The organism is Saccharopolyspora sp. NFXS83, from assembly GCF_026241095.1.
Taxonomy (GTDB): Bacteria; Actinomycetota; Actinomycetes; order Mycobacteriales; family Pseudonocardiaceae; genus Saccharopolyspora_C.
Map to the genome: position 1 here is coordinate 486292 of NZ_JAPFGB010000001.1, position 14477 is coordinate 500768.

Consider the following 14477-nt stretch of genomic DNA (forward strand, 5'->3'; position numbering starts at 1 on the left):
ATCAGACTCCGGTGCTCCGCCGGGCGCGCAGTCCCAGCACGATGTCGACGACGAGGAACAGCAGCAGCGACGCCCCCAGCAGGGGCAGGAAGTAGGCGACGAACGCGGCTCCGACGATGATCGGCGCCATGATCCGGCCGGGGACGCGCCGCCACGCGCCGCGTTCCGGTGGCCTGCCGATCCGGCCGTCGCCGCGGGTGGGCCTGCGCAGCCACCACATCCGGTAGCCCCAGAAGATCATCGAGAGCAGTCCGAGCATCAGCGCCGCCAGCAGCAGCTGGTTCACCAACCCGAACAGCAGGCCCATGTGCGCGTCGATGCCCCACCGGGAGAGCTTCGCCATCAGCGGGTAGTCCGCCCACCGGATGGTCTCGGTGATCGTGCCGGTGGACGGGTCGACGGCCACCTGGTCCTGCTTGGTCGGCCAGCTCCGCTGTTGCTGCTGCACGGTGTAGGCGGAACCGGCTTCGGGCGGCTTGATCTCCACCGGTCCGTCCAGCCCTGCGGCGAGCGCCGCCTGGTGCACCCGGTCGATGCCGACGTCGGACGTGGGCGCGGACGGCAGCCCGGTCGACACCGCCGGTGTCTCCCAGGACAGCTGTTCGCGGGCCGCCGTGACGTTCTCCCCGGCGTGCACCGACCAGGTCAGACCGGTCGCGGACAGGAACAGCAGCCCGAGCGCCGCCCACAGGCCCACCGCGCCGTGCCACGACAGCACCCGCCTGCGACCGGCCGGGCGCAGCTCCGGAGCCAGCAGCAGGCGGGCCCGCCGGTTGCGGCGGGTGCGTCCGACCCACAGCGCGACACCGCCGAGCACCACGACCCACAACCAGCTGGCGGCGAGCTCGCTGTAGAGCCGTCCGGTGTCGCCGAGGTGCAGGCCGCGGTGCAGGTTGTCGATCCACGCGCGCAGCGGCAGCGCCTGCCCGGAGCCGTAGGTGACCAGGTCACCGCGCACCTGCGCGGTGTGCGGGTCGATGAACACGGTGCGCTGGTAGCTCTCCGGCAGGTCCGGCGCCGCGAAGATCACCTGGGTGGTGTCGGTGGGCGTCGCGCCCGGACGCACGGCCTGCAACTGCTCGCCGGGCCGGACGGCCTGCGCGACGGAGACCTGCTCGGCCAGCGGCTTCGTGTTCGCCGCAGCCGGAACGTGCAGCTCGTGCGCGTAGACGGCCTGCTCCAACTGCGGTGTGAACACGTAGACGAGGCCCGTCAGGGCGGCGATCACCAGGAACGGGGCGATGAACACCCCGGCGTAGAAGTGCAGCCGCAGCACCAACGGCCGCAGCACGGCCCAGGTGGAGGGCGTCCGCTCCGGCGCGGCCTGCTCGGACGCCTCCGGCGGAGAGGACTGCGCCGCGAGTCCTGGTTCCGTCACCATCGCCACTCCTGCTGGTTCGCCGCTTCGGTCGCCTCACTGGTCGTCTGATGATCGGTGCTGGTTCCCGCTGTGACATCCCCCTCCACGATGTGGGAACGAATGGCCTAACCGCGCTCGTCTCCCCGGCCGCTGCGCCGTGTCCGGTGCGGGTGAGGTCACACGGGACGGCCGGAACCGCCGGACGATCCGGTACGACCAGTCCGGGTGCGGGCAGCAGCCCGCCTCCGGCGGGAACCGCCGGTGCGGTGACAGTCGTGTGAGGACCAGCAGTGCCGGAAACGAGTTCGCAGCGCCCCCGACCAGGACCGTGGGGCGCGGGTCTGAGCATCGCGGTGCTGGTCACCGTGGCCGTCGTCGCGATCGTCGGGGACGGCGCCCACACCCCGCTCGGGCTGTCCGACCCCGGATCCGTGGTGCGCTTCGGCACCGGTCTGGTGCGGTTGGTGGCCGACGGCGCCGCGGCGGTCTGCCTGGGAGCGTTGGTGTTCGCGGCCCTGTTCACCTCGCCGCGCGAGTCCGGCGGCATCGCACCGGACGGTTTCGCCGCGGTCCGCGCGGGCGGTTCGGCCGCGTGGGTGTGGGCCGTGGCCGCGGCGGCGATGGTCCCGTTCGAGATGGCCGACGCGACCGGCCAGCCGCTGAGCCGGGTGCTGGCCCCGGAGGCGTTCACCGGGCTGCTCGGCGCCTTGTACGAGCCGAAGGCCTGGCTGATCACGCTGCTCGTCGCGGTGCCCGTGGCGGTCAGCGCGCGGATGACGCTGCGGTGGCGCCCGACGCTGGGGCTGGCCGCGATCGCCGCTTTCGGCCTGCTGCCGCCCGCTGTGGTGGGGCATTCGGCGTCCAACGCGGGCCACGACTTCGCCACCAACGCGATCGTGCTGCACGTGGTGGTGGCGGCGTTGTGGCTCGGCGTGCTCGTCGCCGTCACCGCGCACCTGCGCAGAGGCGGTGCGCACCGGGAGTCGGTGCTGGCGCGGTACCGCGCGCTGGCCGGGGTGTGCTGGGTGGCGGTGGCCGCTTCCGGCTTGGTGGACGCGCTGGTGCTGATGCCGCTGGGCGACCTCGGGCGCACCGTGTTCGGGACGCTGGTGCTGGCGAAGGTCGTGCTGCTGCTGGCCCTGGGCGGCTGCGGGGCGTGGCTGCGGCGGCGGGCGACGGCACCGGCGGCGCTGCTCGGCGCCGAGCTGGTGATCGTGCTGGTGTCCGTCGGGGTGTCGATGGGCATGGCGCACACGCCGCCGCCGAACCTGCTGGACCGCACGGCGAGCACTTCGGAAGTGGTCCTCGGCTACGACCTGCCGGGGCCGCCGAGCCTGCTCGGATTCCTGACCACGTGGCGCTTCGACCTCATCTTGGGGACCGCGGTCGTCGTGCTCGCGGCGCTGTACCTGGCGGGGGTGCGCCGGTTGCGGCGCCGTGGTGACGCGTGGCCCGCCGGGCGCACCGCCGCGTGGCTGTGCGGTTGCGCCACCGTGCTGATCGCGACGTCGTCCGGGCTCGGCGTCTACTCGTCCGGCGTGTTCAGCGTGCACATGCTCGTGCACATGGTGCTGAACATGCTCGCGCCGGTGCTGCTGGTGCTCGGCGGGCCGATCACGTTGGCACTGCGCGCCTTGCCGCCTGCCGGGAAGGGAAACCCCCACGGCGCCAGGGAAGTGCTGCTCGCCGTGGTGCACTCCCCACCGGCGCGGTTCTCGGCGCATCCGGCGATCGCGACGGTGCTGTTCGTGGGCTCGTTCTACGCGCTCTACTTCACCCCGCTGTTCGAGAGCGCGATGTCCGAGCACTGGGCGCACGAGCTGATGAACGTCCACTTCGTCCTCGTCGGCTACCTGTACTACTGGACGGTCATCGGGGTCGATCCGGCGCCGAAACCGCTGCCGCACCTGGCCCGGCTCGGCATGGTGTTCGCGGTGATGCCGTTCCACGCGTTCTTCGGCGTGATCGTGATGAGCATGGACGCGGTGATCGCCGAGAACTTCTACCGCACCCTGGACCTGCCGTGGGCGCAGGACCTGCTCGCCGACCAGTTCCTCGGCGGCGGCATCGCCTGGGCAGCGGGGGAGGCGCCGCTGGTCGTGGTGCTGATCGCGCTGCTCACCCAGTGGTACCGGCACGACATGCGCGCGGCCCGTCGCGCCGACCGCTCCGGCGACGAGGAGCTGGCCGCCTACAACGCGATGCTCGCGAAGCTCGCCGACCGCCGCTGAGACCGGCTGCACCGGGGTGAACGGACCGTTCGTCCAGTCCCGTTGGGCGAACGGTCCGTTCACTCGACGAGTTCACCGCACCACGAGCGCGACCGCGCTGATCAGGACGAAGTGAACGGACCGTTCGTCCAAGGAGGTTGGGCAGACGGTCCGTTCACTCGGGTCGGCTGCCGCGCGGACCTGGGGTGCGCCGCGCAGGAATGAGTGAACGGACCGTTCGTCCAACGGAATTGGGCGAACGGTCCGTTCACTTCGCGTCAGGTGCGCGGGTGGTCGAGGTGGCCGGTGCGGAGGTGGGTGAGGAAGCCGGCCCAGGCGGTGGGGGTGAAGGTTAATGTTCCGGCGTCTCGGTCCTTCGTGTCGCGGACTGCCGCGATGCCGGGCGCTCCACCGACTTCGACGCAGGCCCCTCGGGGTGCCGATCTCGTGCTCGTACGCCATCTACTGATCTCGGGCGCCATCGCTCAACCTCCCAGCTCGGTTCGAACCGCTGCAATGAAGTTCAGCGAATCACCCTCGCTCAATGCAATGGCTTGCAACTGTTCAACGGCGTCGGCATGGGCGGAGATGTCGCGAGGACCGTTGAGGAAGATCAAGCTGTTGTAGTGATCGATCTGGACGATCGGATCTGCCTTCGGGAAGTGCAGCAGGATGAACTGTCCCGCGTGTGCGGCGTGGAAGGACTGCGAGCCGGACGGGATGACTTGAACGGTGACGTTCGGGTGCGTGGTCGCTTCCGCCTCGATGTGCTTCAACTGCGCGGCCATCGCTGCCGGGCCACCGAGCGGCTCGCGCAACGCCGCTTCGCCGATCAGTGCTGTGAACTCGGGTGCTCCGTCCTTGGTCAGAACCGTCCGTCGTTCCATTCGGGTCAGGATGCGCGCTCGGATTTGCTCGTCGGGCAACTGCGCCATCGAGGCGTGCATGTAGTCCGGTGTTTGCAGCAGCCCTGGAATCAGCATGGGCGCTACCTCGGTGATCCGGGTAGCGGTGCTCTCGAACTCGACGAGTGACGCGAGTTCCTTCTGCACTCCAGGGATGCCCGAACTGACCCAGCTTCGCGAGTCCGCGTTGCGCGCCTGTTCGAGGATTCGTTCGTACTCGTCGCCGGTGACGCCCAGTGCGGTGAGGAAGCTGGCGACGTGCTCGGGAGCCGGAACGCTCGTGCCCGTTTCCCAGCGGCTGAGCTGTGTCTTGGCTGCCGCAAGACGCTCAGCGAGTGCTCGGAGGCTCAGCTTGGCGCGTTTTCGCGCGTCGCGAAGCTCCGCGCCCAACGCACGAGCTGCGGGTGTGTTCGCTGCTCCAGTCGCCATGTGCGCCGATCTTAGGGCGCTGCCGATGTCCGCTTTGCTGATCACCCGAACGAGGCATAGAAGTGTCCCTGTGTCCAAGGTTATGTTCACAGGGACATAAGTGATCGAGTCGTGAAGTTGCTGCGGGCATGCGTGCGGCTTTCGTGCGGCGATTTTCGCTAGGAGGTGTGCGTTGCCGTATCCGTTTCGTTGGTTTCCGGCGCAGGGTGAGCGTCATGCGAGCGTGGATTCCGCTCCGCGGTTGGGGTTTCGCTCCGGCACGGAGGTGAAGGCCCTGTGCGGGGCGGAAGTCTCCGCCTCCGAAGGCGACGAAGCCTGGCTGTGGCCGACCTGCCCTGCTTGTACCGAGGGAGTCCGGCCGATCGCGCAGCGGCACAACGCAGTCCTCCCGTTGCCGGAGGTGTGGCCGCATGGACGTTGAACGCGGTGGTTGGGTCTGCGGCGTCGCCGAGTCCACTTGGCACCGGCTGGTCGGTTATCGACGGCGCCGCAGGCTCCGCGCACCCGTCGCGGGATGCGGGCACGTCGTGGTCGGGCCGGTCCACCGCAGCTTGCGGGTTCCGGTGTCCTGCGGCGGACGGCGGATCTGCCCGGCGTGCACGCCACTGGGGGCGGCGGCCGAGCCGTCGAGTCCGGTGACCATCACCGGTCGCCACGTGATCTTCGCCCCGGAGCGGGCGGATCGCGCTCCGGTCGCGGAGTCGCTGCCTCGGGGCGCGGCGGCGTGATCCACGACGCTCCACGTGAACTCGGCTCGGGAAGGCCGACTGCCTCCGCGGCCTTCCCCTCTCGGTCCGGCGCTGCGACCTCCCTCCCCCTCGCGGCATCGGACCGGGCGGGCCGGGCGGTGCGCATCAAGACCCCGACTAGCGCACTGCCCGGCCGCGCCCAACCGAATCGGTCGTGCCGGGCCGGAATCGACCGCGTCGACCGGGGTACCGCGGGTGCGGAAGCAGAGTCCGGCGAGAACGAGGTCCTCGGTGGTGCAGGTCAACCGTCCTGTATGGACAGGCCGGTGAAGCGGCGGAGGCGGAGGCTGTTGGAGACGACGAAGAACGAGGACAGGGCCATCGTGGCTCCGGCGATCAGCGGGTTGAGCAGGCCGAGGGCGGCCAGCGGGAGTGCGGCGAGGTTGTAGCCGAAGGCCCACAGGAGGTTGCCGCGGATCGTGCGCAGCGTCGCGCGGGCGAGGCGGATCGCGTCGGGAGCGACGGTGAGGTCTTCCCGAACCAAGATCAAGTCGGCGCTGTCGATCGCGATGTCGGTGCCGGTCGCCACCGCCAGGCCCAGATCGGCCGTGGCCAAGGCGGGCGCGTCGTTGACGCCGTCACCGATCATCGCCACCGTGCGGCCCTCCGAGCGCAGGCCGCGCACCACCTCGGCCTTCTCGTCCGGCAGGACCTCGGAGATCACCCGCTCGATGCCCACTTCGTCGGCCACGGACCGGCCGGTCGCGGCGTTGTCACCGGTCAGCAGCACCGTGCGCAGGCCGAGCCGGTGCAGCTCGGCGATCGCCCGCGCCGCTGACGGCTTCACGGTGTCGGCCAAGCCGAACACGGCCAGCGCACGCCCGTCCTCCCCGGAGAGCACGGCGGTGCGGCCCTGCGCCTCCCACTGCTCGCGCCGCCGATCCAGCTCCGCCGGAACCGTCCAGCCTTCGTCGTCGAACAGCGCGCCGCGCCCGATGAGGATCTTCCGGCCCTCCACGGTGCCGCTGGCCCCGAGGCCCGGCCGGGCTCTGAACGAGCCGACTCCGGGCAGGCGGTAGTAGGAGGCCTGCGGATTGGGCGACCCGTCACCGGGAGCGGGGTTCTCGGGTGAGCCGGAAAGCGCTTGTGCGCCGACGGATCGCACGGCATCGGGCCGGGCTTCCCTCGGCCGGGCAGGAACCTCGGACTCCGCCTGTGACTTCGAGAGCTCGGCGGCTGCCAGCGCACTGATCGCGGCGGCAACCGCGTGCTCGGAGGCCTCCTCGACCGCGCCCGCCCGGCGCAGCACCGCCGTGCGGTCCTCGCCGTCGGCGACGTGCAGGTCCACCACCGACATGCGGCCTTCGGTGACGGTGCCCGTCTTGTCCAGCACCACCGTGTCGACCGCGCGGGTCGATTCCAGCGCCTGGTAGCCCTTGATGAAGATGCCGAGCGTGGCGCCGCGTCCGGAAGCGACCATCAGCGCGGTCGGCGTGGCCAGGCCGAGCGCGCACGGGCAGGCGATCACCAGCACGGCCAGCGCCGCGGTGAACGCGCGGTCCGGGGAACCGGTCAGCAGCAACCAGGCCAGCAGCGTCAACGCGGAACCCGTTAGCACCGCGGGCACGAAGTACGCGGAGATCCGGTCGGCCAGCCGCTGCACGGCCGCTTTGCCGGACTGCGCCTCGGAGACCAGCCGCAGCATCGCGCCGAGCCGGGTGTCCGCGCCGACCGCGGTCGCCCGCACGACGAGCCCGCCGTTGAGCGCGACCGTGCCGCCGATGACCGCGTCGCCTCCGGCCACCTCGACCGGGGTCGACTCGCCCGTCATCGAGCTGCGGTCGAGCGCGCCGCTGCCTTCCTCGACGATGCCGTCCGTAGCGACGGTGCCGCCGGGGCGCACCAGGAACCGTTGCCCCGCTTGAAGATCCGCCGCCGGGATCTCGTGCCGGGAGCCGTCGTCGTGCAGCACGGTGACGTCCTTGGCGCGCAACGCCGCCAGCGCGTTCAGCGCGTCCCCGGCCTGCCGCTGCGCGCGTGCCTCGAAGTAGCGACCGGCGAGCACGAAGGCGGTGACGCCCGCCGCGACCTCCAAGTACAGCGCGCCCTGCGGATTCAGCAGCAGCGACCAGCCGGATTCACCGGCGGGGTCGGGCTGGAAGAACATCGCGTACAGCGACCAGCCCACCGCCGCCGTGATGCCCAACGAGACCAGGGTGTCCATTGAGGACGCGCCACGGCGGGCGCCGCGCAGCGCGGCCCGGTGGAACGGCCACGCGGCCCAGCCCGCGACGGGCACCGTCAGCGCGATCAGCAGCCACTGCCAGCCGGGGAAGCGCGCTTGCGGGAGCACGATGAACAGCAGCGACAAGTCGCACAGCGGCACGAACAACCCCACCGCCACCAGCATCCGGCGCCACAGGTCGCGAACTCGATCCGCTGGGGCGTCCGCACCGCCGGGCTCGTCCTCGGCGGCGGGTGGTGACTCCGGCCGGACCGGTTCCGCGTCGTAGCCCGCGCCGCGCACGGTGCGCACCAGCAGGTCCACGTCCTGCTCGGCGGAGAACTCGACGTCGGCGACGCCGGTCGCGTAGTTCACGCCGGCCCGCACGCCGTCCAGCTTGTTGAGCTTGCGTTCCACCCGCACCGCGCACGCCGCGCAGGTCATACCGCTCACGGACAGCTCGACGCGGCGAGCTTCGGCAACCGTCGGGGACATCGGACACCCTCTCGCGAATCCGGCGACCCGCGTTCAGGTCACCCGTGCACACAGTCGGTCAAGCCCGTGGAGCGGTTCCCGCGACTCGGTGTGAGGTGAGGAACGTCCGGGCCTTGAACAGGCGCACCGGAGCCTTCGTGGGGCGGGCCGGGCGCTGCTTCCATGATTACGGGGTCGAACTGGCGTTCGCCATCACACGATCGATCGGGGGACCCGGTGAATCAGGCCGCGGCTTTCGCGACCTTGGCGACGAAGAAGCCCTCGAAGACGTCGGAAGGCATCACCCGGACCGCGTGCTTGAGCCGCTTGTCGAACTTCGTGCCCCGCCAGGAGTTCAAGCCGGGCAGGAACTCCTCCTCGCTGAACCCCAGCGGTTCCACCGTGAGGTCGGAGTGCCGCTGCAGGACCTTGTTCACCGGGAACTCGTCCTCCTCCGGGCTGAGCGTGCAGGTCGAGTAGACCAGCACCCCGCCCGGCTTGAGCAGCTTGTACGCCGCGTCGCACATCTTCGCCTGGAGGAACTTGTACTTCTCGATCCGCTCCTCCGACCAGAACCGCAGCGCGTCGGACTTGCGCAGGTTGACCCGGCCTTCGCCGGAGCACTGCACGTCCAGCAGGATGCGGTCGAAGCGCTCCGCGGGCACCGACTTGTCGATGTACTGCGCGTTGTGCGTGGTCAGCTCCGCGTACCGCACGCCGTAGAGCTCGGCGAGTTCGGCGAGCTTGCGGGCGCGCGGCGGCGCCGAGTCGTTGAGCCACAACTCGCAGTCGTTGCCCACCCGCGCCGCGATGTGGAAGGCCTTGCCGCCGGGAGCGGAGGCGATGTCGAGCACCGAATCACCCGGCTGGGCGTCCAGCGCCACCGGCGGGATCAGGCTCGCCGCGTTCTGCAGGTACACCCGGCCCTCGTGGGCCAGCGGCAGGATGTCGTCGAAACCGTCGTTGTCCGGCCAGAAGAACGTGTGCTCGCACCAGTCCACCGGGATGAGCCCGGGGGCCTTGTCCCGCACGAACTCGACCGTCTCGCGGTAGCGCTCGTCGTCGAGCAGCCGGTTGACCCGGATCGAGGTGGGCCGGGCGCCGCGGAAGACGGATTCGACCTCGTTCGGGCGGATTCCGAGCACCTCGGACATCCGCTTCTCGAACGTGCGGGTCTTGCGCTGGCTGCTCACGGCCACTGCTCCTGTCGGGTCGAACTCCTCCGGCGCCCCGAAGCCTGGCACGGAGGCCTCGCGCGCGGCGCCCTCGACCCAATCTACCGGTGCCGGAACAGCGCTGACCTGCCGCTCCTCGCCCGCGGCACGGCCTCGACGCGCGAGACGTTCACCCCCGAGCGGGAGACGCCTCCCTCCCGGGAGGGAGGCCGGAGCGCGGTGCGAACCGCGATTCTGCCGACATGACGGTGGAAACGGGGAAGCGGACGTGGGGAGTCGTCGCCTCGCACGGTGCGGCGGCGTGGTCGGTGGTCTTCGGGCTCGTGCACGTGTACTGGCTGGCGGGCGGCGGGGTCGGGCTGCCGCCGGGCACGTCGCTGGCGTCGAACCTGCCGCTGCTGATCATCGACGTCGTGGCGATCCCGCTGTGCGCACTGGCGGCGCTGGTGGCGCTGGCACCGATCCGGCCGTGGGGGAGCCGGGTGCCGAGGTGGCTGCTGCACGCCGCGGTCTGGGGGGTCGCGGCGCTGCTGGTGGTGCACGCGCTGCCCTCGGTCGTCGACTGGCTGCTGCTCGCGTCCGGGCGGCTCGCGGTGGCGGACCTGGACCCGATGGCGCGGTTCGTGACGCTCCTCTACGAGCCGGTGTTCCTGACCGGTGGGTTGCTGTTCGGACTCACCGGACTCGGATGCGTTCGCGGCCGGTGACCGGCGGGTGAGGATCAGCGGATGATGCGGTGGACGCTCGGACCGGTGCTGCGCCGCTCGACCCCCCGGCGCTGGGCCTACCTGGTGTTCGGCGGGGCGATGCTGGTGCCGCCGCTGGTGTTCGCCGCCGTGGGCGTCCCGGCGGTGGTGCCGATCTCGACCGGGCTCGGCGACCGCCATCGGAACCGTGCTGGCGGTGGCGGGGCCGTGGGCTGCTCGTTCGTGCCGGCCGTGCGGGTGCTGGAGGGTGCGGCGGTGCGCGCGCTGCTCGACGATCCCGCGCCGGACGCGAAGGTCGACGATCCGGCGGTCCGGCTGCGGGCGAGCGCGCTGAGCGTGGTGCTGCCGGTGCTGCTCGTGCTGTCGCTGCCCGCCCCGTTCACCGGAGTGCTCCGAACGCGTGGAGCTGCTGCGCGGTGAGTTCCACGCGGGGCCGCGTGGCCAGGACTGGGAGGTCGCGGTGCGGATTTCCGCTGGAGTGGCCGTGAACCGCATCGGCGTCCTGCTGGTCGACGACGAACCGCTGATCCGGTCGGGGCTGCGCGCGATCCTGGACTCCGAGCCGGACATCGTCGTGGTCGGCGAAGCGTCCGACGGGGCGGAGGTACCCGGTCGGGTGCGCCGGACGCGGCCCGACGTGGTGCTGATGGACGTGCGGATGCCCGCCGTGGACGGCATCCGGGCCACCGAGCACTTGCTGTCCGCTGTGGACGGGTCGCTGAAGGTGCTGGTGGTGACGACCTTCGAGAACGACGACCACGTCTACGACGCGCTGCGCGCGGGCGCCAGCGGTTTCCTGCTCAAGCGGGCCGGGCCGGAGCAGATCGTCGGCGCGGTGCGCACCGTCGCCGCGGGGGAATCGCTGCTGTTCCCCGCCGCGATCCGGTGGCTCGCCGCCCGCCACGGCAGGACGGCGGGCGGCCTCGGCGACGCCGGGCTCAGCGGGCGTGAAGCGGAGGTGCTGCGGCTCATGGCGACCGGCCTGTCCAACGGCGAGATCGCCCAGCACCTGTTCCTCGGCGTGCAGACGGTGAAGACCCACGTGGGAAACGTGCCGGCCAAACTAGGCGCGCGGGACCGAACGCAAGCGGTGATCAGAGCGTTCGAATCAGGTTTCGTCCCACCATCACCCGAAACCTGACCGTCCCCTCCCCGCGAGCCGAGTCCCCCACCAGGCGAGAACCACCCTGCGGCGAAGCCGTGCCTTCCGGCGAAGCCGTGCAGTGGGCAAGCGAAAGCGATGCTTGCTTTGCGGCCGAAGGCCGTGCCTGGATGCGCGAAGCGCATAGCCCACGTCGAAAACTTGGTCACCCGCGGGTGTCTTCTCGCGAGGACAGCTTTCTCCCTCGTGGCGGAGCCACTAGGGAAAAAGATCCCGCAGCGAGAAGACAGCTGAGGTTCCGCCACCCGACCACCAAAGCAACACGAGCCGTGCAAGCCCCCCCCGGTAGAATCGGCAACGGCGCCGCCGATGGTCCCTGCTGGCCCTGGCGAACGTCGCCGGGTGCACGTAGGAGGCTGCGCATGGCGAACGAGACCGCGGAGGCCCGGATTCCCGCACATCGACGGCGTTTCACGCGCTCGCAGGGCGTGGTGCTGCTGGTCATCGCCCTGGGCGGCGGTCTCGGCGCCGTCTCCCGCTACGGAATTCTGCGGTGGCTGCCGACCGCTCCCGGGCACTTCCCGTGGGCCACGTTCGCGATCAACGTGCTCGGGTGCCTGCTCATCGGCGTGCTGATGGTGCTGATCACCGAGGTGTGGACGGCGCATCCGCTGGTGCGGCCGTTCCTCGGTGTCGGCGTGCTCGGTGGATTCACCACTTTCTCCACCTACGCGGTGGAATTCGACGAGTTGCTGAGGCCGGGCGGCGTCGTGGTCGCCGCCGCTTACCTGGCGGGGACGCTGGTGTGCGCGCTGCTCGCGGTGCTCCTCGGCGTCGCGGTCACCCGGTGGGCGGTCTCCCGGAAGGAGAGCTGAGATGGCACTGCGCATGTCGATCTTCCTCGGGGCCGACGACCGCTGGCACCACAAGCCGCTCTACCACGAGATCGTCAAGCGGGCGCGCGACGCGGGCCTCGCCGGAGCGACCGTGCTGCGCGGTGTCGAGGGCTACGGGCTGTCGTCCCGGGTGCACACCACCCGGCTGCTCGACCTCGCCGAAGACCTGCCGATCCTGGTGGTCGTCGTCGACACCGAGCAGCGGATCCGCGCGTTCCTGCCGGAGCTGGACGAGCTGATCACCGATGGCGCGGTGGTCCTCGACGAAGTCGAGGCCATCACCTACCGAGGGGGAAGGCGATCGTGACCGCCGCACTGGTGTTCCTCGGGGCGATGGTCGGTGCGCCGCTGCGCTACCTCGCGGACCGGGCGGTGCAGTCCCGCCACGACACGCTGTTCCCGTGGGGGACGTTGGCCGTCAACGTGCTGGGATCGCTGGTGCTCGGCGGGCTCACCGCCGCGGGGTCGGTGCTGCCGCCCGCGGTCTCGGCGGTCGCCGCGGTCGGGTTCTGCGGTGCGCTGACGACTTACAGCACGTTCGGCTACGAGACGCTGCGGCTGGCGGAGGACGAGGCGTACTTCTACGCCGCGCTCAACGTGGTCGTGAGCGTGCTCGCGTCGGTGGGCGCGGCGCTGCTCGGCCGCGCCGCGGTCCTGGCCGTGCTCGGGTGATCCTCCCGCCTCGGCCGAACGGCTCGAACCTCGTCGTGTGCGGTTCGAATCGAATTCCGGCGATTCGCGGACGGAGGAATCGCGTGCTGGTCCTCGTGGAGGAAATCCCGCCTCGGGGATCGGGTTCGGCGGTTCGCGAATGAGGTGGTTCGCGATTCGTGGAACAGATGGGTGAACGGCCTCAACTCGGAGGCTGTTCTGGTTTCGTGAAAGGAAACTCCCATGGCGATGACGAATTCCGTCAAGCGGATCTCGGCAGGCGCGGCGGCACTGCTGGGCGGTGCGGTTCTGGTGGCCACGGCCGGGGCGACCGCCGCTTCGGCCGCGGAGCCGGGCGTGGTCGAGCTCTGCGCGCAGGGCGACTACGCGACCTACGTGGAGTTCCAGCCCTTCGGCGATGGGGGCGCAGGCATGGCGAGCACCGTCCAGGAACCGGGCCAGTGCTGGAAGCAGGAGGCCGGGCCCGCCGGTGGCAGCACGGCCGTCGACGTCTGGGGCCTGCGCGCCGACGGTTCGACGTTCCACGTCGGTTCGGCCACCTACGACACCGCCGACGGAATCGGGCTCGGCGCCAAGGGCAGCGAGAGCGCGCCGTCGCTGGCGAAGTGGTGACCCGCCGCTGATCGGGGTCCGGAATTCCTCGCGAGGGGAATTCCGGACCTTTTCTCGAATTGCGTCCGGGTTCGATCCGGGGTGCACGCCGATTCGGCGGGGTCTGGTGCGCGACGCCGAACACCGCGATGGTGGTACCGCGACACCCGCCCCGGAACAGGGAGGACCGTCATGCCCGCTCCGCTCACCTCGCGTGCACTGCTGTTCGACATGGACGGCACGCTCGTCGACTCCACCGCAGTGATCGAGCGGACGTGGCGCTGCTTCGCCGATCGGCACGGTCTGGACGTGGCCGACATCCTGGCCGATTCGCACGGCCGTCGCAGCGAGGAGACCATCGCGCGCCACCTGCCCGCGGGGGCCGATCTCGCCGCGGAGGTCGCTCTCGTCGACGAGCAGGAGATGCGGGACCTCGACGGTGTGGTGGCGGTTCCGGGTGCTGCTGAGTTGCTCGGCGAACTGCCCGCCGGCCGGTGGGCGCTGGTCACCTCGGCAGGTGCGGAGCTGGCGGCTCGGCGGATGTCCGCGGTCGGGCTGCCGATGCCGGACGTGGTGGTCACCGCCGAGGACGTGCGCCTGGGCAAGCCCGCCCCGGAGGGGTACCGCAAGGCCGCCGCCGCGCTCGGCGTGCTGCCCGAGCAGACCGTGATCTTCGAGGATGCCGAGGCCGGGATCGCCGCCGCGCTCGCCGCGGGCGGGCGGACGGTGGTCCTCGGGACGCACGAGGGCCCGGTGACGTCCGGCCTGGCCCGCATCCGGGATTTCCGCGGCGTCCGCGTGCGCCACGAGCCGACGGGCCTCGTCGTGGAGCTGTCGACGGACCAGCCGGCGCGACACCGCTGAGAGCTCTGCCTAGCAAAGAACTGTTCTCCAGCGAAGCGCCGGGCAGTGGCATCAGCACCAGGTAGTACCCGGTGATCAGGTAATAGAGGAACGCGTAGAACGACTGCGCCCACCAGCGCATCACTCCGTGCCTGCGGTAGGGCACCACTGCCAACGCCTGCTGCTGCTGGAACTCGTCG

Annotated in this window: 16 protein-coding genes; 11 read left to right on the top strand and 5 right to left on the bottom strand. The window is 70.9% G+C overall.

Annotated elements, in window-relative coordinates; genetic code table 11:
- Nucleotide 1 precedes the first annotated feature (1 nt).
- Nucleotides 2-1381: a PepSY-associated TM helix domain-containing protein gene (locus OOZ19_RS02410; protein WP_266087656.1), complete on the bottom strand. Its 1380-nt coding sequence runs from the start codon at nt 1379-1381 to the stop codon at nt 2-4.
- Nucleotides 1382-1650: 269 nt separating this feature from the next.
- Between OOZ19_RS02410 and OOZ19_RS02415 the strand changes: the two genes are divergently transcribed.
- Nucleotides 1651-3591: a bifunctional copper resistance protein CopD/cytochrome c oxidase assembly protein gene (locus OOZ19_RS02415; RefSeq protein ID WP_266087658.1), complete on the top strand. Its 1941-nt coding sequence runs from the start codon at nt 1651-1653 to the stop codon at nt 3589-3591.
- A gap of 257 nt (nt 3592-3848) precedes the next feature.
- On the opposite strand, the gene OOZ19_RS02420 is transcribed toward OOZ19_RS02415, so the two are convergent.
- Together OOZ19_RS02420 and OOZ19_RS02425 are read right to left on the bottom strand one after the other, a co-directional pair.
- Entirely contained in the window at nt 3849-4052 is a 204-nt protein-coding gene (locus OOZ19_RS02420; RefSeq protein ID WP_266087660.1) for a DUF397 domain-containing protein, read from the bottom strand.
- 3 nt (nt 4053-4055) lie between these two features.
- Nucleotides 4056-4949, bottom strand: a complete 894-nt coding sequence (locus OOZ19_RS02425; protein WP_266087662.1) for a helix-turn-helix domain-containing protein — start codon at nt 4947-4949, stop codon at nt 4056-4058.
- A gap of 127 nt (nt 4950-5076) precedes the next feature.
- Here OOZ19_RS02425 and OOZ19_RS02430 point away from each other — a divergent pair, with 127 nt between their 5' ends.
- Nucleotides 5077-5325 carry an HC3 family zinc finger protein gene (locus OOZ19_RS02430; protein WP_266087664.1) on the top strand — a complete coding sequence of 83 codons (249 nt, stop codon included), beginning with the start codon at nt 5077-5079 and terminating at the stop codon, nt 5323-5325.
- Nucleotides 5315-5632, top strand: coding sequence for a hypothetical protein (locus OOZ19_RS02435; RefSeq protein WP_266087666.1), 318 nt, complete (start codon nt 5315-5317; stop codon nt 5630-5632). The genes OOZ19_RS02430 and OOZ19_RS02435 overlap by 11 nt, the downstream gene beginning before the upstream one ends.
- A 262-nt stretch (nt 5633-5894) precedes the next feature.
- Here the strand turns inward: OOZ19_RS02435 and OOZ19_RS02440 are convergent, their stop codons facing one another.
- Entirely contained in the window at nt 5895-8312 is a 2418-nt protein-coding gene (locus OOZ19_RS02440) for a heavy metal translocating P-type ATPase (RefSeq protein ID WP_266087668.1), read from the bottom strand.
- Between the two features lie 221 nt (nt 8313-8533).
- Nucleotides 8534-9484, bottom strand: a complete 951-nt coding sequence (locus OOZ19_RS02445) for an RsmB/NOP family class I SAM-dependent RNA methyltransferase (RefSeq protein ID WP_266087670.1) — start codon at nt 9482-9484, stop codon at nt 8534-8536.
- Nucleotides 9485-9708: 224 nt separating this feature from the next.
- On the opposite strand from OOZ19_RS02445, the gene OOZ19_RS02450 reads away from it, so the two are divergent.
- The 8 genes from OOZ19_RS02450 (at nt 9709) to OOZ19_RS02485 (ending at nt 14298) form a co-directional block, all read left to right on the top strand.
- A complete protein-coding gene (locus tag OOZ19_RS02450; protein WP_266087672.1) occupies nt 9709-10173 on the top strand; it encodes a DUF3995 domain-containing protein in 465 nt (154 codons plus the stop codon).
- Nucleotides 10174-10194: 21 nt separating this feature from the next.
- Nucleotides 10195-10593, top strand: a complete 399-nt coding sequence (locus tag OOZ19_RS02455; protein ID WP_266087674.1) for a hypothetical protein — start codon at nt 10195-10197, stop codon at nt 10591-10593.
- Between the two features lie 64 nt (nt 10594-10657).
- The gene (locus tag OOZ19_RS02460) at nt 10658-11314 is read left to right on the top strand and encodes a response regulator transcription factor (RefSeq protein WP_416309385.1); all 657 of its coding nucleotides are present in this window, start codon (nt 10658-10660) and stop codon (nt 11312-11314) included.
- Nucleotides 11315-11697: 383 nt separating this feature from the next.
- On the top strand, nt 11698-12150 hold the full coding sequence (gene crcB, locus OOZ19_RS02465; RefSeq protein WP_323055084.1) for a fluoride efflux transporter CrcB: 453 nt from the start codon (nt 11698-11700) through the stop codon (nt 12148-12150).
- Between the two features lies 1 nt (nt 12151).
- On the top strand, nt 12152-12478 hold the full coding sequence (locus OOZ19_RS02470) for a DUF190 domain-containing protein (RefSeq protein WP_266087676.1): 327 nt from the start codon (nt 12152-12154) through the stop codon (nt 12476-12478).
- Nucleotides 12475-12843, top strand: coding sequence for a fluoride efflux transporter CrcB (gene crcB / locus OOZ19_RS02475; protein WP_266087678.1), 369 nt, complete (start codon nt 12475-12477; stop codon nt 12841-12843). The genes OOZ19_RS02470 and crcB (OOZ19_RS02475) overlap by 4 nt, the downstream gene beginning before the upstream one ends.
- A 222-nt stretch (nt 12844-13065) precedes the next feature.
- The gene (locus OOZ19_RS02480) at nt 13066-13455 is read left to right on the top strand and encodes a hypothetical protein (RefSeq protein ID WP_266087681.1); all 390 of its coding nucleotides are present in this window, start codon (nt 13066-13068) and stop codon (nt 13453-13455) included.
- 171 nt (nt 13456-13626) lie between these two features.
- The gene (locus OOZ19_RS02485; protein WP_266087683.1) at nt 13627-14298 is read left to right on the top strand and encodes an HAD-IA family hydrolase; all 672 of its coding nucleotides are present in this window, start codon (nt 13627-13629) and stop codon (nt 14296-14298) included.
- The last annotated feature ends 179 nt before the right edge of the window (nt 14299-14477 follow it).

Excerpts from the sequence above, each read along its gene's own strand:
- OOZ19_RS02410 (WP_266087656.1), bottom strand. The coding sequence starts at position 1,381 with ATGGTGACGGAACCAGGACTCGCGGCGCAGTCCTCTCCGCCGGAGGCG.
- OOZ19_RS02420 (WP_266087660.1), bottom strand. The coding sequence starts at position 4,052 with ATGGCGCCCGAGATCAGTAGATGGCGTACGAGCACGAGATCGGCACCC.
- OOZ19_RS02435 (WP_266087666.1), top strand. The coding sequence starts at position 5,315 with ATGGACGTTGAACGCGGTGGTTGGGTCTGCGGCGTCGCCGAGTCCACT.
- OOZ19_RS02440 (WP_266087668.1), bottom strand. The coding sequence starts at position 8,312 with ATGTCCCCGACGGTTGCCGAAGCTCGCCGCGTCGAGCTGTCCGTGAGC.
- OOZ19_RS02450 (WP_266087672.1), top strand. The coding sequence starts at position 9,709 with ATGACGGTGGAAACGGGGAAGCGGACGTGGGGAGTCGTCGCCTCGCAC.
- OOZ19_RS02455 (WP_266087674.1), top strand. The coding sequence starts at position 10,195 with ATGATGCGGTGGACGCTCGGACCGGTGCTGCGCCGCTCGACCCCCCGG.
- crcB (WP_323055084.1), top strand. The coding sequence starts at position 11,698 with ATGGCGAACGAGACCGCGGAGGCCCGGATTCCCGCACATCGACGGCGT.
- OOZ19_RS02470 (WP_266087676.1), top strand. The coding sequence starts at position 12,152 with ATGGCACTGCGCATGTCGATCTTCCTCGGGGCCGACGACCGCTGGCAC.
- OOZ19_RS02480 (WP_266087681.1), top strand. The coding sequence starts at position 13,066 with ATGGCGATGACGAATTCCGTCAAGCGGATCTCGGCAGGCGCGGCGGCA.
- OOZ19_RS02485 (WP_266087683.1), top strand. The coding sequence starts at position 13,627 with ATGCCCGCTCCGCTCACCTCGCGTGCACTGCTGTTCGACATGGACGGC.